Origin of the sequence: Massilia orientalis, from assembly GCF_030411975.2 — a bacterium.
Taxonomy (GTDB): Bacteria; Pseudomonadota; Gammaproteobacteria; order Burkholderiales; family Burkholderiaceae_D; genus Telluria; species Telluria orientalis.
Genome location: NZ_JASNRB020000004.1, coordinates 77,941 through 93,693, shown reverse-complemented (window position 1 = coordinate 93,693; position 15,753 = coordinate 77,941). Strand labels below are relative to the sequence as shown.

The following is a 15,753-nucleotide window of genomic DNA, read 5'->3' as shown; positions in this document are numbered from 1 at the left end:
AATGGTTTCATGAACCTGCACCGCCTCGACCTCGTGTCGCTCTCCCTGTTCAGCCACGTCGTCCGTTCCGGCAGCATCAGCAAAGGCGCGTTGCTCGCCAACCTGGCCGTCGGGGCGGCGAGCAAGCGGATCTCCGACCTGGAGGCCGCCGTCGGCGCCGCGCTGTTCGAGCGCCATTCGCGCGGCATCACGCCCACCGCGGCCGGCCTGGCGCTCGCCCGGCACGCGCAGCGCATCCTCGGCGACGTGAACCTCCTCGCCGCCGAATTGCACGACCACGCCAGCGGCATCGTGGGCGTGGCGCGCCTGTGGGCCAATACCTCCGCCATCACCCAGTTCCTGCCGGCCGACATCGCCGCCTTCGCCAGGGCCAATCCGGCGATCCGCATCGAGCTCGCTGAGCTCAACAGCAACGAGATCGTGCTGGGCGTGCTCGAAGGCCGCGCCGACATCGGCATCTTCGCCGACCGCACCCCGGCCCTCGGCCTGCACCTGATGCCCTACCGCGAAGACCGCCTCGTGCTCGTGGTCCCGGCCGGCCATGCGCTCGCGCGCCGGCGCAGCCTGGGCTTCGAGGACGCGGCGGATTTCGATGTCGTCAGCCTGTCGCAGGGCACGTCGCTGGCGCAGCGCCTGCAGGCCGAGACGGAAGCGACGGGCCGGCGCCTGCGCGTGCGCATCCAGGTGCGCAGCTTCGATGCGATGTGCCAGATGGTGGCCGCCGGCCTGGGCGTCGCGGTGCTCCCCGCCGACGCCGTGCGCGCGCTCGTGCGCTCGCTGAACCTGCGCCAGATCCCGCTGACGGATGCGTGGGCGCGGCGCCAGCTCCTGATCGGCGTGCGCGACCTGGAAACGCTGCCGCGCCACGCGCGACTGCTCGTCGACCATCTGGGCGCCGGGACGTAGCACCGGGGAGCTTTCGCGAAACGCGAAAGCGGGGTTCACACCTTGATCATTCCGCGCCCGAGGGAGTGCTGCCAGAATCGCACCATCACGCCACCAAGAGCGTGTTTCATTCGACGACTATCCATCCGGAGACAATAATGAGCAAGATTCTTTCCGCCCCGGCGGGCGCGGCCGACGCCGCCGTGCCGGACATGGCGCGGATCGTGGCGAAGGTGGCATGGCGGATCATGCCCCTCATCATGATCTGCTACCTGTTCGCCTTTTTCGACCGCATCAACATCAGCTTCGCCAAGTTCGCGCTGCAGAGCAGCCTGTCGCTGTCCGACACGGCGTACGGCCTCGGGGCCGGCCTGTTCTCGGTCGGCTACGTCCTGTTCGAAGTCCCCAGCAACATGATGCTGTACAAGGTCGGCGCGCGGCGCTGGATCGCACGCATCATGGTCTCGTGGGGCCTTGCCACCGCGCTGATGGCGCTGGTGCAGACCGAATGGCAGTTCTACGTGCTGCGCTTCGTGATCGGCGCCATGGAGGCCGGCTTCGCGCCCGGCGTGCTGTACTTCCTCACGCTGTGGTTCCCGACCGCCTACCGCGGCCGCATCACGTCGATGCTGTTCCTCGCGTCGGCATTCTCCGGCCTCGTCGGCGCGCCGGCCGCCGGCCTCGTGCTGGCCCACCTGGACGGCGTGCTGGGCATGTCCGGCTGGCACTGGCTGTTCCTCGTGGGCGGCCTGCCGTGCGTGCTGCTGGGCGCCGTCGTGTTCCTCGTACTGAAGGACCGCGTCGAGGATGCGTCCTGGCTCGCTCCCGCGGAACGCGCTCTGCTGGCCGCGCGCATCGCCGAACAGAACCGGAGCATCGGCAGCCACTCGCTGCTGGGCGCCCTCAAGACGCCGGGTTTCTTCACGCTGGGCCTCGTCTACTTCCTGATTCAGGTGAGCTCCTATGGCCTGAACTTCTGGGCGCCGCACATGATCCGCAGCGCCGGCACCACGAGCCCGACGACCATCGGCCTGCTCACGGCGGTGCCCTACCTGTGCGGCGCGATCGCGATGGTGGCCGTGGGCCGGCTGTCGGACGCCAGCGGCGAGCGCACGAAGTTCGTGATCGGCCTCGTGCTGCTGGGCGCGGTGGGCTTTTGCGGCGCCGGCCTGTTCGACCACCAACCCGGCCTGCTGGTCGCGGCACTGGCCGTGATGGGCGCGGGTGTGGTAGCGTCGATCCCCGCGTTCTGGGCGCTGCCGCCGAAACTGGTGACGGGCGCCGGCGCGGCGGGCGGCATCGCGCTGATCAATACGCTGGGACAGCTGGGCGGCATCGTCAGCCCGGTGATGGTGGGACGCATCAAGGACGGCACCGGCAGCACGACGCCCGCCCTGTACGTGATCGCGGCGCTGAGCGTGGTCTGCGCCGGTGTGCTGGCGTTCGGCCTGCCCGAACGGCTGCGCCAGCGCGAACAATCTGCAAACTGACGAGGACAAGATGAGCATGACGGCTTCAGGCACGATGTCCGCCAACGCCCTGCAGGGCGTGCGCGTGATCGAGATGGGACAATTGATCGCCGGCCCGTTCGCCGGCAAGACGCTGGGCGATTTCGGCGCCGACGTGATCAAGATCGAGGCGCCGGGCGCGGGCGACCCGCTGCGCAACTGGCGCATGATGAAGGACGGCACCTCCGTCTGGTGGCAGGTCCAGTCGCGCAACAAGCGCTCGCTCGCCCTCGACCTGAGAAGCGAGGAAGGGCAGGACATCGCGCGCAAGCTGATCGCCGAGGCCGACGTGCTCGTCGAGAACTTCCGTCCCGGCACGCTGGAAAACTGGGGCATGGGGTGGGACGTGCTGTCCGAACTGAATCCCGGCCTCGTCATGCTGCGCATTTCCGGCTACGGCCAGACGGGACCCTATCGCGACCTGCCGGGCTTCGGCGCGATCGGCGAAGCGATGGGCGGCCTGCGCCACCTGACCGGCGAGCCGGGCCGCGTGCCGGTGCGCTGCGGCATCTCGATCGGCGACACCCTGGCCGCGCTGCACGGCACCATCGGCGTGCTGACCGCGCTGTACCACCGCAAGGTCAACGGCGGCAAAGGGCAGGTGATCGACGTCGCGCTGCACGAAGCCGTGTTCAACGTGATGGAAAGCCTGATCCCCGAATACAGCGCGTTCGGCGCCGTGCGCGAGGCCGCGGGCAGCGCGTTGCCGGGCATCGCCCCGTCGAACGCCTACCGCTGCGTCGACGGCTATGTGCTCGTCGCGGGCAACGGCGACAGCATTTTTAAACGTCTGATGCAGGCGATCGGCCGGCCCGACCTGGGCGACGCGACCGACCTCGCGAACAATGCGGGCCGCGTCGCGCGCGTGGACGAGATCGATGCGGCCATCGGTGCGTGGACGGCGGAGCGGACCGTGGGGGATGTCCTGGACGTGCTGGGCGCGGCGAAAGTCCCGGCCGGCAAGGTCTACACGGCGAAGGATATCGCGGAAGACCCGCACTACCGGGCCCGCGACATGATCCTGACGCAGCAGACGCGCGAAGGCTACGAGGTCGAGGTGCCGGGCATCGTGCCGAAGCTGATGGGCACGCCGGGCAGCGTGCGCTCGGCCGCGCCGCGGCTGGGCGAGGATACGGACGCCGTGCTGCGCGAGATCGGCCTCAGCGAAGACCAGATCGCGGCGCTGCGCGCGCGCAAGGTGGTCGCATGAGTGCCTGGACTGGCGCCGGCCGCCGGATCGCCGGCCGCCGGATCGCCGGCCGCCGCATACACATCCAGGAAGTCGGCCTGCGCGACGGCCTGCAGGCCGAATGCCGCTTCGTGCCGACGGCCGACAAGATCGCCCTGGCCGACATGCTGTCGGGCGCGGGACTCGCCAAGCTCGAGGTCAGCTCCTTCGTGTCGCCGAAGGCCGTGCCGGTCCTCGCGGATGCGGCCGACGTGTTCGCCGGCATCGCGCGCGCACCGGGCGTCGTCTACAGCGCCCTCGTGCCGAACGTGCGCGGGGCCGAGCGTGCCGTCGCGGCGGGCGTGGGCGAGATGAATCTCGTCATGTCGGCCAGCGAAAGCCACAACCTGTCCAACCTGCGCATGACGCGTGCACAATCCTTCGCCGGACTGGCCGACGTCGCGGCACTGGCGCGGCGCCACGGCATCGCCGTCAACGTGTCGCTGTCGTGCAGCTTCGGCTGCCCGATGGAAGGCGACGTGCCGCAGCAGGACGTGCTGGACTGGTGCGCCCGCTTCGTCGGCGAACTGGGCGTGCACGGCATCACGCTGTGCGACACCACCGGCATGGCCTATCCGACCCAGGTGCACGCGCTGACGGAAGCCGTACGCGCGCGCTGGCCCGGCATCGAACTCACGCTGCACTTCCACAACACGCGCGGCATGGGCCTCGCGAACGTGCTGGCCGCCATCGACGCGGGTGCCGACCGCTTCGACGCCTCCCTCGGCGGCATCGGCGGCTGCCCGTATGCGCCCGGTGCCACCGGCAACGTGTGCACGGAGGAGGTCGTGCATGCGCTCGAGTTGATGGGCTACGACACCGGCGTCGACCTGGCCCGGCTGCTGCAGGCGGCGGTTCGCCTGCAGGACCTCGTCGGCCACGAGGTGCCCAGCCAGATCGTCAAGGCCGGCCGCAGGCTGGACCTGCACCCACGGCCGGCGGCCTGAGCGCTCCCGTCAGCGTATCGCCGGCTCGCAACGCGCGATCTCCGTCCGCCCGTGCCCGGCCACGATCTCGCTGCCGTACACGGGCAGGTCGAGGTAGGCCCGTTCCGTCGCGCGCACGGCCAGCACGCGTTGCGACTCGCGCTTGCCTAGGTCGAGGTAGCCGAACTGCGGGATCGCCGCCGAATTGGCGAGCCATTCCGTAGCGGGCGTGTCGTAAATCAGCACGACGCGGCACGCATCGTCGTGGTTGCCACAGGTTTCGATCCAGAACAGGTCGATGGCGTCGGAAAAGCCGACATCGGCGATCGCGCGTGCGAGGCGCGCGTTGGCCAGCATGCCGCGCACGTTCAGGTCTTCGATCACCAGCGCCTGATTTTCGCGGCACAGCCGGGTCGTGAGCTTATGGGTAAAGTCCTGGCGCACGCGCGCGATGCGCGCATGCAGCCGCGCCAGGGCCAGCGCACCCTTGGTCCGGTTCTTCGACGCCTGCAGGCGCGTGCCCTTGCCGATACGGCCGACGATCCCGGCCGCGGCCTTGGCCGCCTCGAGCTTGCGCGACTGCCGGCGCGAGCGGATGCGCAGGCGCCGCAGCGCCGCCTTCAACGGCCGTGGCGCCGCGATCTTCTCGCCGCTGGACAGCGTGGCAGCGCTGGTCACGCCCAGGTCGATGCCGGTGACGGCGTCACCCGTGCGACGTCGCCGGGTCAAGTGGTCCGGCACGTCGACCTGAACCGCCAGGTGCCAGTGACCTGCTTCGCGCGAGACACTCGCGCCCATGATCTTGCCGTCCCAACGCAGCGCTTCCCGCAGCGCGACGCGGCCCACCTTCGGCAGCACGGCACTGCGTCCCTCGAGCCGGAACTTGTCGTTTGCCAAATAGAAGGCGTCGGCTGAACGGCCCTTCTTCCTGAAGCGCGGCGCGTGCGCCGGCTGGCTGGCGCGGCGCTGCTCGAAGTAACGACTCCACGCCTTTGCGAGGTTGGCGAACGGCTGGGCATGGGCGTCGCGGTGGATGGCGCGCAGCCACGGCTTGCCGTCGGCGTCGAGCCAGTCGGGATCCGAATACTTGATGCGATTGAACACCTTCTTGAGTGCCATCGCGTTTGGCCGCAGGCCACAGGCGGCCTGACGGTTCCACTCGGCTAGCGCCCAGTTCCAGACCCGGCGGGCGGTGCCGGCCGCGCGCGCAAAATAATCACGCTGGATCGCTGTCGCGTCAATCCTGATCCGGTGCGCCAGCAGCATATTCGCTCTCCAGGGCCGCGCGCAGCTGGCGGTGGAAGTTGCGCAGACTGTACAGTCTGCTCGAAATCGTCTGTTCCATGATCACGATTGGACACGTTCAATTATTTTTAGTTTGACTAAAGTCGTACTCCCAGACATCCGTGTTGGCCCAGTAGAACGCGCGCGTGTGGCTAGCGCCGGCCTGTTCTGCATCACGCGCGCTTGCGCGCAGTGTTGATCCAATGCGGGTACGTGAGCGCCGATTCGTGTGTCGACCTCGAAGGCGATGCGCTACAGTAAGAGGATGGATGACAGGAGACTCCGATGGAATGTGAAATCAAACTGGCCGTGGGCGCGACGAGCGCCGCGCAGCTGAAAAAATCCGCCGTGCTGCGCGAGCACGCCGTATCGAAGCCACGCGACCAGGAACACGTCGACCGCTATTTCGACACCGGCGCCTTCGACTTGTGGAAGCATGGTTTTGCCTTGCGCGTGCGCAGCGCCGGCGCGCGTCACGTGCAGACCCTGAAGGGCGGCGGCAGCGCCGTGGCCGGCCTGCACCGGAGAACCGAGCTGGAAGCCGAGATTGCGTCCGAAGTGCCCGACCAGGACCTGTTCGGCAAGCAGTTGCGTGAAGCCCTGCCCGATCTCGCCCACAGCCTGGACGGCCAGCAGCTCGCCCCCGAGCCGGTCTTCGTCAACCGCACGAAGCGCACGACGTGGATGCTGGCCCTGCCGGACGGCACGCACGTCGAGTGCGCGCTGGACGTGGGCGAACTGCAGCGCGGCGAGCGCAAGACCGCCGTGCGCGAGCTGGAGCTCGAAGTGAAGGATGGCGATCCGGCCTGCCTGTACGAACTGGCGCAGCGGGTGCACGAGGCGATACCCGTGCGCATCGAGAACATCAGCAAGGCCGAGCGCGGCTATGCGCTGGCGACCGAGGACAAGGCGCACGCCGTCAAGGCCACGCCCGTGACGCTCAAGCGCAAGGCCACGCTGGGCGAGGCGCTGGGCAGCATCCTGCAAAACTGCCTGCAGCAGATGCAGGCCAACGAACGGGGCGTGCTGGCGGGCGACGTCGAGAGCCTGCACCAGATGCGCGTGGGCCTGCGCCGCCTGCGCGCGGCGCACGACATGGTCGACGGGCTCGTGACGCTGCCGGAACCGCTGGCGGCCGACATCGAATGGCTCGCCGGCGAACTGGGCGACGCGCGCAACTGGGATGTGTTCCTCGAATCCGTGCTGCCCCGCCTGCCGCTGACCGAGGAACAGAAGCCGTCGCTGGCGCGCGTGGAAGCGGCGGCGCGCGAGGAGGCGGAGCGTCATCGGGCGCGCGTGCGCTCGGCCGTCGGCAGCCCGCGCTACACGACCCTGATGCTGGCGCTGGGCGGCTGGATCGCGGGCAAGGGCTGGCAGCATACTGCGCTGCCGGCCGACCCGCTCGAACAACAGATCGCGAAGGCCGCGCCGCAGCTCGTGCAGCACGCGGCAGCGCGCGTGCGCAAGCGCGCCCGCGGCTACGACCTGAAACGGCCGGATTGCCTGCACAAGGTGCGCATCGCGGCCAAGAAGGAACGTTATGCGCGCGAGTTCTTCGCCGCGTTGTCGCACGACCGCAAGGCGACGAAACGGCACGATCTCTTGAGCGGAATGCAGGACGAGCTGGGGGAGATCAACGATGCGTTCGTCGCGCGCGAACTGGTCGCGCAACTGCGCGACCGCGTGCCGCAGGAGGCGGGGCTGCTCGGCTTCATCGAAGGCGTCCTGGCTGCGCGCGCGCTGGATGCGATGCCGCGCGCGCGCCGACACGTCAAGGAGAGTCTGCGCGCCAGGGCTGGCTTCTGAGACGCCGTGTCGTTCCCGCGCACGCGGGAATCCATACTGAGCAACAGGAGTCGGAACGTCGGAAGCACAAGCATGCTTCCGACGTACCGACTGCAGAACTTCAGCATAGGTTCCCGCTTTCGCGAGAAGTCGTTTCCGGCCGTGCCGGAAACGACGGTGTGTTGGTGCCGGTATGTTTCCCGACCGCCGGCGCCGGTAGGGCGGCCGAGCCGCCATGTGCTCTCTTCCCTGGGAGCGATGCGTATTCTGACGCGGGATTGTGACGTGATCGTTACGGCGCGGCGGTCGCCGCCAGCGGCGCACCGCTCCAGCGGCGCAACAGGGCCGCGAGCGTGGACGAACGCTTGTCTTCGGGCGTGAGGACGGCCACCGCGGTCTGCAGGGCCTTGTCGTCGCGCGTGCCGAACGTGCGCGTGGACTCGACCGGCTCGCGCTTCGCTTCGGCCATCGTGCCGAGCGGCTGCGTCGCGGGCAGGTGCTTCGCGAGATCCGCTTCGCGCAGCAGCAGGTCGTCGTCGGCGGCGACGGCCGGCGTCACGACGATGTCGGGCGTGACGCCGCGCGCCTGGATCTCGTGGCCGTTCGGCGTGAAGTAGCGCGCCACGGTGAACTTGATGCCGCTGTCCGCGTCCAGCCCGATGACGGACTGGATCGACCCCTTGCCGAACGTGCGCGTGCCGATGACGGTGGCGCGGTGCTGGTCCTGCAGGGCACCCGTGACCAGTTCCGCGGCCGACGCGGACGCGCCGTTCACGAGCACCGTCAGCGGCACGGTGCGGGCCCACGCGGGCAGGCCGGCCAGCACGTCGGGCTGGCCTTGCTGGCGGTAGTAGCGCTCGTCGACGGTGACGGTGGCGTTGGCGCCCGGTTCGCGTCCGCGCGCCGAGAACAGCACAGTGCCCGGCTGCAGGAACGCGCCCGCGACCGCGACGCCCGTCGACACCAGGCCGCCCGGATCGTTGCGCAGGTCGAGGATCAGGCCGCGCGGGTTGTCCAGTTTTTTCAGGGCCGCCGCGAGGTCGGCCGCCGTGGCGCCGCCGAATTCCGAGATGCGGATCCACGCGAGGCCCGGCGCCGCCATCTTCACGCGCACCGTGTCGTTGTGCAGGTCGGCGCGCGTGATGCGCAGCGTCTCGACCTTGTTGCGGCGCGCGATGCCGACGGCGACCACGGTGCCCGGCGCGCCGTGCATGCGCCGCGCGACGTCGTCGTTGGCCATCGCGGCGACGGGTGCGCCATCCACGGAGACGATCGTGTCGCCTGCCCGGATGCCCGCGCGTTCGGCCGGCGAGCCTTCGGTGGCGGACACCACGCGCAACTGCTTGCGGTCGCCTTCGACCTCGATGCCGATGCCCACGTACTCGCCGCTGTTCTCGCGTCCGACGTCGCGCATGGCGTCCTTGTCCAGGTAGCGCGAATGCGCATCGAGCGCGGCCAGCATACCGGACAGGGCGCCGTCGAACAGCGCCTTGTCGTCGGCCTCGCCGACGTAGTTCTGCTTGATCAGGGCGTAGACCTCCAGCAGCCGTTCCACCTGCGCCTGCGGCAGCTTCAGGGAGGGCATTGCCGTGTCGTCGGCGTGGGCGAGGGGCGCGCAGGCCAGGGAGAGGGCGCCGAGGACGGCGAGCGCGGTGCGTTTCATGGTGTTCCTTTCGTCGATTCGTTCCCGGGATTCTGGCTTGCGGTGGTGTTAAGCGCGGTTAAAGGGGGGTAAATCGGCGTTAAGGCGTTGTAAGCGATTGCTGTCGTTTTTGCCCGTATTGACGGGCTTTTTTCTTTTCCTGATGGCAAAAAGAACAGATAATCGATGCTTTGCGCCCCAGGAGAACGCCATGCAGGATCACGACGACGACCACCCCGCCAGCCCTGCGCGCCGCCGCATCTTCCAGGCCGCCGCCGCCGTGGGCCTGTCGGCATCGATCGCGCCGGCCAGCGAGGCGAAGCCCGCCGCCAGGGCCGTCAAGCCGGTCGCCGGCTCGCTGGACGCCAAGCTGAAGGCGCACGTCAAGAACGTCGTCGTGATCTACCTGGAGAACCGCAGCTTCAACAACCTGTTCGCGGACTTCCCCGGTCTCGCACAACCGCTGCCGGCGGCGAACGCCGTCCCGCAGAAGGACCGCGACGGCAGCGTCCTGCCCGAGCTGCCGAAGATCTGGGGCGGCATGGTGCCGGCGCGCCAGAACATCGGCGGCAAGGATTACCTGATCAGGGAAGACGACATCCAGCACCTGCCGAACGCGCCCTTCAGGCTGGCGGACGCCGCCGGCAAGCCGCTGCCGGAAGCGATCATCACGCGCGACCTGTGGCACCTGTTCTACCAGAACCAGATGCAGATCAACGGCGGCAAGAACGACGGCTTCGTCGCGTGGGGCGACAACGGCGCGCTGACGATGGGGCATTACGGCGAGACGTCGAAGAACCTGGGCCTGTGGCAGATCGCGCGCGAATTCACGCTGTGCGACAACTTCTTCATGGGCGCGTTCGGCGGCTCCTACCTGAACCACCAGTTCCTGATCAGCGGCCGCGTGCCGGAGTTCTTCGATGCGGCGTCCACGCCGGCCGCGAAGAAGATCGCCGTGCTGGAAGACGGCCCGACGGGCGTCCGCCTCGCGCTCGCGCCGGATTCGCCGAAGTCCGCGCTGGAGGGCAAGCCGAAGTTCGTCAACAACGGCGCGATCACGCCGGACGGCTACGCGGTCAACACGATGGCGCCGCCGTTCCAGCCGAGCTGGGTGCGCCCGGCGCCGGGCGGCGATGCGCACCTGGCCGATCCGCAGGACCCGGCCGTGCTGCCGCCGCAAACGTATCGAACGATCGGCGACCTGCTGTCCGGGAAGGGCGTCAGCTGGGCGTGGTATGCGGGTGCATGGCAGGCGGCGCTGGACGGCCGCGGCGAAGGCGAACGGCCGAACTTCCAGTTCCACCACCAGCCGCTCAACTATTTCAGGCAGTTCGGACCGGGCACCGCGGCGCGCGCCGAACACCTGCGCGACGGCGGCATGGGCGACAGCCCGATCTCGAACAAATTCATCGCCGACGCCGTCAAAGGCAAGCTGCCCGCCGTGTGCTTCTACAAGCCGCAAGGGAATCTGAACCTGCACGCGGGCTATTCGGACGTCGAGTCCGGCGATGCCCACGTGGCCAACGTGATCGAGCACCTCAAGAAGTCGCCGCAATGGAAGGACATGGTCGTCGTCGTCACCTTCGACGAGAACGGCGGCTGGTGGGACCACGTCGCGCCGCCGCAGGGCGACCGCTGGGGCCCGGGTTCGCGCATCCCCGCGATCGTCATCTCGCCGTACGCGAAGAAGGGCGCCGTCGACCACAACTTCTACGACACGACGTCGATCCTGCGCTTCATCACGCGCCTGCACGGCCTGCCGCTGCTGGAAGGCCTGGCCGCACGCAATGCGGCGTTCGCGGCGCGCGGGGCGCGTCCGCCGGGCGACCTGACCGGTGCGCTGAGCTTCCGCTGATCGACAATTCGGGGTCAGAGCTCATTTTTTGGCACGATCTCGGCAGCAACGTGTTGAGGGCGACGGTGCCGGCCTGCCCGTCCAGATGGGCAGGCCGGCACCTGCATTCGGCGACTCGTGCACATCAGGACATTGATCTGAAATGTGCTCTGACCCCGAATTTGAGGCCGTTCATTCTTCGCATATCGATAAAACTTTCCTGCTGGCTAACGCGCGCTGTTCAAGAAAACGCGGCGATACACTTTGCCACGGCCGTTGTCATTCAAACACGAGCTTGCGCACTGCGGCCCCCGCCAGGCGCCAACTTCATAACAGAGTTCAGGAGAGCGAAACATGCAGAACAAGAACACCTTGAAAGGGCTGCTGGCCGTCTCGGCAGTGGCAGCGATGTTCGCCACCGTCGGCGTACACGCCCAGACGGCGGCGGTCAGCCAGACCCCGAGCCAGACCGGCACCAGCAGCACGCCCGGCAAACAGAACACGTCCGGTAAAACCACCCGCGAAGGCACCATCGACAACACCAACAGCACCGGCATGGAAAACCGCAGCAAGCAGGCGGGTGCGGCCGGCATGACCAATAAGAACGCCACCTCGAGCATGGGCGCCAGCGGCGCCGGCCAGTCGGCGGCAGGTACGGCCACCGGCGCGAAGCTGAGCACTGGCGACGCGAAGATTCTCAAGGATATGGCAATGGCCAATATGGCCGAAGTCGAGGGTGGCAAGCTCGCCCAGAGCAAGAGCCAGAGCAGCGAGGTGAAAGCGTTCGCCCAGCAGATGATCGACGACCACACCGCCAACCTGAACGAGGTCAAGGCGCTGGCCCAGGCGCGCGGCGTGACCCTGCCGACCGAGCCGGACGCCAAGCACAAGGCCATGGCCGCCAAGCTGGAAAAGATGAGCGGCGACGCCTTCGACAAGGCCTACATGAAGCAGGCCGGCGTCCAGGATCACAAGGCTGTCCACGCCAAGCTGATGGCCGCGTCGAAGAAGGCCAAGGATCCGGAAGTGAAGGCCCTCGTCGACAAGACCGAGCCGGTCGTCGCGCAACACCTCAAATCGGCCGAGCAAATGCCGATGGCCAAGGCGGGTACGACGTCGGGCAAATAAGCCGGCAAATAAGCACTGCCAGCGTTATCCCATCGCAGCCAGCACGCGCGCCCGGTCCTCGGGCGTGCGGTTCTGGCTCATCTTGAATTTTGCTTCGAGGCGTTCGATGACGATCTCGATGCCGACGGTCGTCCGCACGACCTTGTCGATGAACTCGCGCGGCGCATCCTCCACCTTCCATCCGGCGCGTGCATCTTCATGGCGCCCCGTCAGCCGCGTCATCTGGCCGAGGATCCACGCCGGATCGTCGATCGCACGCAGCCGCCCGTGCGCGTGCACGGCCTGATAATTCCACGTCGGCACCACGCGTCCCCCGGCCGCCTCGACGTCGTACAGCAGCGGCGACACATAGCTGGACGCGCCCTGGAACAGCGCGAGCACGGACGCATCGTCCGCCTGCCAGATCGGATTCGCGCGTGCCACGTGGGCACGCAGCAGACCGTGCGGCGCGGCTTCCGTGGGCGCCACCAGCTCGAACGGGATGTGATCTGCTTCCAGCCCGCCGGTGCCGAGGCGCACGAGCGCGCCCAGCGGATTGGCGGCGATCAGGTCCCGCATGTCGGCATCGTCGGCCACGGCAAATTGTCTCGGCACATACATTATTCGAATCCCTCCACGACGACGTCTCCCTTCAGCGAATTGGCGATGTAGCAGCGGGCATGCGCTTCATGATGCAGCTCGGCCAGCGCCGCGCGATCCGGCTGCCGTTCGCCGCCGAACGCGATGACGGGATCGAGCACGATGCGGGTGATGGCCGCGCGGCCGTCCGGACCGGTGTCGAGCAGGCCGACGGCGCGGTCTTCGTAGCGGTCGACGACGTAGCCGCGCGCGGCCGCGAGCGACAGGAAGAACAGCATGTGGCAGCTGGCGGCGGCCGCGACGAGGGCTTCTTCCGGATCGACGGCTGCCGGGTCCGACAATGGTACGGGCACGGACAAGGGCGACGAGGAGGCCGGCACGTCCAGGCCGCCGTCGAAGCGCCAGCGGTGCGCGCGGCTGTAACGCAGGTCGGTGAAGGCCTGGTCGCCGCGCTGCCAGGCCAGGGTGGCTTCGAATCGTTTCATCATCTCTCCGTGTGCGAACGAGCTGTCATCTTAAGTTCAAGGATGGCTTGCTCAAATGACCAATTATCTGGAAGATGGGCGTGCCAATCCTGACCCTGCCCCCATGCACGTCCACGACATCCTCGCCGCCGCCACGCTCGAACGCGATTCCCCGACACCGCTGTTCCGCCAGCTGTACGTCCACCTGAAGGACGCGATCCTCGACGGCCGCATCGCCGCCGGCGTGCGCCTGCCGGCCACGCGCACCCTGTGCGGCCTGTTGAACGTGTCGCGCCAGACCGTGCTCGCCGCGTACGAGCAGTTGATGGCCGAGGGTTATCTGCAGGGCACGGTGGGGAAGGGCACGTTCGTCAGCGCGTCGCTGCCGGCCGGTGCGCGTGCGGGCGATGCCGCCACGGCGCCGATGGTGCGGCCGCTGTCGGCGCGCGGAGAACTCATCGCGGGCGGCATGGCGCGCGTGCTGCACCACGCGGGGCCGCTGCGCGCCTTCCGCGCCAGCATGCCGGGCCTGGACCTGTTCCCGTTCGACGTCTGGCGCCGGCTGGAGGCGCGCCACTGGCGCCATTCGACCGGGGCGCTCGGCTACGGTCCCGGCGCCGGGTACGCGCCCCTGCGGGAGCTGCTGTGCGCTTACCTGAAAGCGTCGCGCGGGGTGCAGTGCACGCCGGACCAGGTCGTGATCACGTCCGGCTCGCAGCAGGCGTTGTACCTGCTGGCCCAGCTGCTGCTCGCGCCGGGCGAAGCGATGTGGATCGAATCGCCCGGCTACCAGGGCGCGGTGGCGCCGTTCACGGTGGCCGGTGCGCGCGTGTGCCCGGTGCCCGTCGACGCCGAGGGCATGGACGTCGCGTACGCGGCAAGGCACTATCCCGATGCGCGCCTCGCGTTCGCGACGCCGTCGCACCAGCTGCCGCTGGGCGTGACCATGAGCCTGCGCCGCCGTCTCGAACTGCTGCGCTGGGCCGAGGCGAACCGCGCGTGGATCGTCGAGGACGACTACGACAGCGAATACCGCCACACCGGCCCGCCGCTCGCGTCGCTGCAAAGCATGGACCGCGCGGGCTGCGTGATCTACGTGGGCACGTTGTCGAAGGTGCTGTTCCCCGCGCTGCGGCTGGGCTATGTCGTGGCGCCGCCCGCGCTGGCCGCGGCGCTGGCGCGGGCGAAGGCCGTCGTCGACCGCCACAGCCCCATCGTGCCGCAGGCGACGCTCGCCGACTTCATCGCCGGCGGCCACTTCGCGCGCCACATCCGCCGCACGCGCGACGCATATGGCGAGCGCCGGCAAGCCCTCGTCGATGCGCTCGATGCACGCCTTGGCGGCCGGCTGCGCCAGGGGCCGTCGGACGCGGGTCTCGACCTGTGCGTGCATTTCACCGAGAGGCTGGACGAGGAAACGGTCGCCCGGCATGCCCGCGATGTCGGCGTGGACGTGCGCACGCTGGGCTACTACACGAATCCGCAGGCGGGCGCCGCCTGCGCCATCGATCCCGGGCTGCTGCTCGGCTTTTCCGCGTTCACGCCGGACGCGATCCGCGCCGGCGTGGCCGACCTGGAACAGGCCATCCAGCGGGCATCAGTGTGACAGCAGCCAGGCGCTCATGTCGATCGCATCGCGTTCCGACACGCCCAGCACGGGCATCGCGGTGTGCGGGTCGATCGCCTGCGGATCGCGGATCCAGCGCACGAGGTTCGCCTGGTTGTTCGGCAGCGTGCCGGCGATGATGGGACGCTTGGCCATGTCTTCGAGCGGCCGCCCCACATAGACCTTCGATCCGGTCACGCCCGGGATCATGTGGCAGGCGCGGCAGCCGTACTGCGCGAGGGCGATCCGGCCGCGCGCGGCGTCGCCCTGCAGGCCGGCGGGGGCGCGGTTGGCATCGCCGCAGCCCGCCAGCACGAGCGCCGCGAGAAGCAAGACGGGCCGTTTCATTTCTTCGCCTCCGCCGTCATTGCCCGGTAATCGTCGGCGCTCTGCGTGGGCAGCTGCATGATGAACGCCACCGTGGACCACAACTCGTCCTCGCTCAAATGGTATTCCCAGCCCGGCATGCCGCTCATCTTGATGCCGTGCCGCGTGATCCAGTACAGCTCGCGCGGCTTCCAGTGGCGCGTGGCGTCCACCAGCGGACCGGGCACGGGCTGCATGCTCAGGCCATGCTTGCCGGGCGCCGTGCCGGGACCGCCGTGGCACTGGGCACAGTTGTCGCGGTAGACGGCCGCGCCGCGCAGCACCTGCTCGTGGTCGCCCAGTGCGGGTTCGGCCACGCTCTGCGCATGGCGCCGCACCGAGTAATGCATGGCTTGTTCGAGCGTGCTGTAGACGAACGGGAAGTGCTGCGTGGTGGCGCCGATGTCGTACCAGCCGGCGCGCAGCACGACGAAGCCGGTGAGCGCGGCCACGACCCCCGATCCCAGTAGGGTGGCGATGACGGTCATCATGACCAGGCGGGCGCGCGTGGCGGGCAT

14 protein-coding genes are annotated in these 15,753 nt (G+C 68.7%); 8 read left to right on the top strand and 6 right to left on the bottom strand.

Translation table 11 applies throughout. The annotated features are described in order from the left end of the window. Window positions 1-9: 9 nt before the first annotated feature. From QPK29_RS06755 to QPK29_RS06740, 4 genes are all read left to right on the top strand, one after another. The gene (locus QPK29_RS06755; RefSeq protein ID WP_371770581.1) at window positions 10-906 is read left to right on the top strand and encodes a LysR substrate-binding domain-containing protein; all 897 of its coding nucleotides are present in this window, start codon (window positions 10-12) and stop codon (window positions 904-906) included. A 191-nt stretch (window positions 907-1,097) separates the two neighbouring features. Then, window positions 1,098-2,375, top strand: coding sequence for an MFS transporter (locus QPK29_RS06750; RefSeq protein WP_371770648.1), 1,278 nt, complete (start codon window positions 1,098-1,100; stop codon window positions 2,373-2,375). 16 nt (window positions 2,376-2,391) lie between these two features. Further along, window positions 2,392-3,603, top strand: coding sequence for a CaiB/BaiF CoA transferase family protein (locus tag QPK29_RS06745; protein WP_371770580.1), 1,212 nt, complete (start codon window positions 2,392-2,394; stop codon window positions 3,601-3,603). Further along, complete coding sequence (locus QPK29_RS06740) at window positions 3,600-4,568, top strand: hydroxymethylglutaryl-CoA lyase (protein ID WP_371770579.1); 969 nt, start codon at window positions 3,600-3,602, stop codon at window positions 4,566-4,568. The genes QPK29_RS06745 and QPK29_RS06740 overlap by 4 nt, the downstream gene beginning before the upstream one ends. 9 nt (window positions 4,569-4,577) lie before the next feature. Here QPK29_RS06740 and QPK29_RS06735 read toward each other — a convergent pair whose 3' ends face one another. Then, window positions 4,578-5,813 (bottom strand): RNA-guided endonuclease InsQ/TnpB family protein, encoded by a 1,236-nt coding sequence (locus QPK29_RS06735; RefSeq protein WP_371770578.1) that lies wholly within the window; start codon window positions 5,811-5,813, stop codon window positions 4,578-4,580. A gap of 303 nt (window positions 5,814-6,116) precedes the next feature. Here QPK29_RS06735 and QPK29_RS06730 point away from each other — a divergent pair, with 303 nt between their 5' ends. Further along, window positions 6,117-7,637 carry a CYTH and CHAD domain-containing protein gene (locus QPK29_RS06730; RefSeq protein WP_056126714.1) on the top strand — a complete coding sequence of 507 codons (1,521 nt, stop codon included), beginning with the start codon at window positions 6,117-6,119 and terminating at the stop codon, window positions 7,635-7,637. A 271-nt stretch (window positions 7,638-7,908) separates the two neighbouring features. On the opposite strand, the gene QPK29_RS06725 is transcribed toward QPK29_RS06730, so the two are convergent. Then, window positions 7,909-9,279, bottom strand: coding sequence for a S41 family peptidase (locus tag QPK29_RS06725; RefSeq protein WP_371770577.1), 1,371 nt, complete (start codon window positions 9,277-9,279; stop codon window positions 7,909-7,911). Between the two features lie 190 nt (window positions 9,280-9,469). Between QPK29_RS06725 and QPK29_RS06720 the strand changes: the two genes are divergently transcribed. Together QPK29_RS06720 and QPK29_RS06715 are read left to right on the top strand one after the other, a co-directional pair. Beyond that, window positions 9,470-11,113 (top strand): acid phosphatase, encoded by a 1,644-nt coding sequence (locus QPK29_RS06720; protein ID WP_371770576.1) that lies wholly within the window; start codon window positions 9,470-9,472, stop codon window positions 11,111-11,113. Between the two features lie 333 nt (window positions 11,114-11,446). Further along, window positions 11,447-12,220 (top strand): DUF4142 domain-containing protein, encoded by a 774-nt coding sequence (locus QPK29_RS06715; RefSeq protein WP_371770575.1) that lies wholly within the window; start codon window positions 11,447-11,449, stop codon window positions 12,218-12,220. Window positions 12,221-12,244: 24 nt separating this feature from the next. Here QPK29_RS06715 and QPK29_RS06710 read toward each other — a convergent pair whose 3' ends face one another. Together QPK29_RS06710 and QPK29_RS06705 are read right to left on the bottom strand one after the other, a co-directional pair. Next, the gene (locus tag QPK29_RS06710) at window positions 12,245-12,820 is read right to left on the bottom strand and encodes an FMN-binding negative transcriptional regulator (protein ID WP_371770574.1); all 576 of its coding nucleotides are present in this window, start codon (window positions 12,818-12,820) and stop codon (window positions 12,245-12,247) included. Beyond that, on the bottom strand, window positions 12,820-13,284 hold the full coding sequence (locus QPK29_RS06705; RefSeq protein WP_371770573.1) for an OsmC family protein: 465 nt from the start codon (window positions 13,282-13,284) through the stop codon (window positions 12,820-12,822). The genes QPK29_RS06710 and QPK29_RS06705 overlap by 1 nt, the downstream gene beginning before the upstream one ends. 55 nt (window positions 13,285-13,339) lie before the next feature. Here QPK29_RS06705 and pdxR point away from each other — a divergent pair, with 55 nt between their 5' ends. Further along, entirely contained in the window at window positions 13,340-14,869 is a 1,530-nt protein-coding gene (gene pdxR, locus QPK29_RS06700; RefSeq protein ID WP_371770572.1) for a MocR-like pyridoxine biosynthesis transcription factor PdxR, read from the top strand. Here pdxR and QPK29_RS06695 read toward each other — a convergent pair. Both QPK29_RS06695 and QPK29_RS06690 read right to left on the bottom strand, forming a co-directional pair. Beyond that, the gene (locus QPK29_RS06695) at window positions 14,861-15,217 is read right to left on the bottom strand and encodes a c-type cytochrome (protein WP_371765169.1); all 357 of its coding nucleotides are present in this window, start codon (window positions 15,215-15,217) and stop codon (window positions 14,861-14,863) included. The genes pdxR and QPK29_RS06695 overlap by 9 nt on opposite strands. Continuing rightward, window positions 15,214-15,753 (bottom strand): c-type cytochrome, encoded by a 540-nt coding sequence (locus tag QPK29_RS06690; RefSeq protein WP_371770571.1) that lies wholly within the window; start codon window positions 15,751-15,753, stop codon window positions 15,214-15,216. Before QPK29_RS06690 ends, QPK29_RS06695 begins: the two co-directional genes overlap by 4 nt.

Coding starts and splice junctions, on each gene's coding strand:
- QPK29_RS06755 (WP_371770581.1), top strand. CDS start 10: ATGAACCTGCACCGCCTCGACCTCGTGTCGCTCTCCCTGTTCAGCCAC.
- QPK29_RS06750 (WP_371770648.1), top strand. CDS start 1,098: ATGGCGCGGATCGTGGCGAAGGTGGCATGGCGGATCATGCCCCTCATC.
- QPK29_RS06745 (WP_371770580.1), top strand. CDS start 2,392: ATGACGGCTTCAGGCACGATGTCCGCCAACGCCCTGCAGGGCGTGCGC.
- QPK29_RS06740 (WP_371770579.1), top strand. CDS start 3,600: ATGAGTGCCTGGACTGGCGCCGGCCGCCGGATCGCCGGCCGCCGGATC.
- QPK29_RS06735 (WP_371770578.1), bottom strand. CDS start 5,813: ATGCTGCTGGCGCACCGGATCAGGATTGACGCGACAGCGATCCAGCGT.
- QPK29_RS06730 (WP_056126714.1), top strand. CDS start 6,117: ATGGAATGTGAAATCAAACTGGCCGTGGGCGCGACGAGCGCCGCGCAG.
- QPK29_RS06725 (WP_371770577.1), bottom strand. CDS start 9,279: ATGAAACGCACCGCGCTCGCCGTCCTCGGCGCCCTCTCCCTGGCCTGC.
- QPK29_RS06720 (WP_371770576.1), top strand. CDS start 9,470: ATGCAGGATCACGACGACGACCACCCCGCCAGCCCTGCGCGCCGCCGC.
- QPK29_RS06715 (WP_371770575.1), top strand. CDS start 11,447: ATGCAGAACAAGAACACCTTGAAAGGGCTGCTGGCCGTCTCGGCAGTG.
- QPK29_RS06710 (WP_371770574.1), bottom strand. CDS start 12,820: ATGTATGTGCCGAGACAATTTGCCGTGGCCGACGATGCCGACATGCGG.
- QPK29_RS06705 (WP_371770573.1), bottom strand. CDS start 13,284: ATGAAACGATTCGAAGCCACCCTGGCCTGGCAGCGCGGCGACCAGGCC.
- pdxR (WP_371770572.1), top strand. CDS start 13,340: ATGACCAATTATCTGGAAGATGGGCGTGCCAATCCTGACCCTGCCCCC.
- QPK29_RS06695 (WP_371765169.1), bottom strand. CDS start 15,217: ATGAAACGGCCCGTCTTGCTTCTCGCGGCGCTCGTGCTGGCGGGCTGC.
- QPK29_RS06690 (WP_371770571.1), bottom strand. CDS start 15,753: ATGCCCGCCACGCGCGCCCGCCTGGTCATGATGACCGTCATCGCCACC.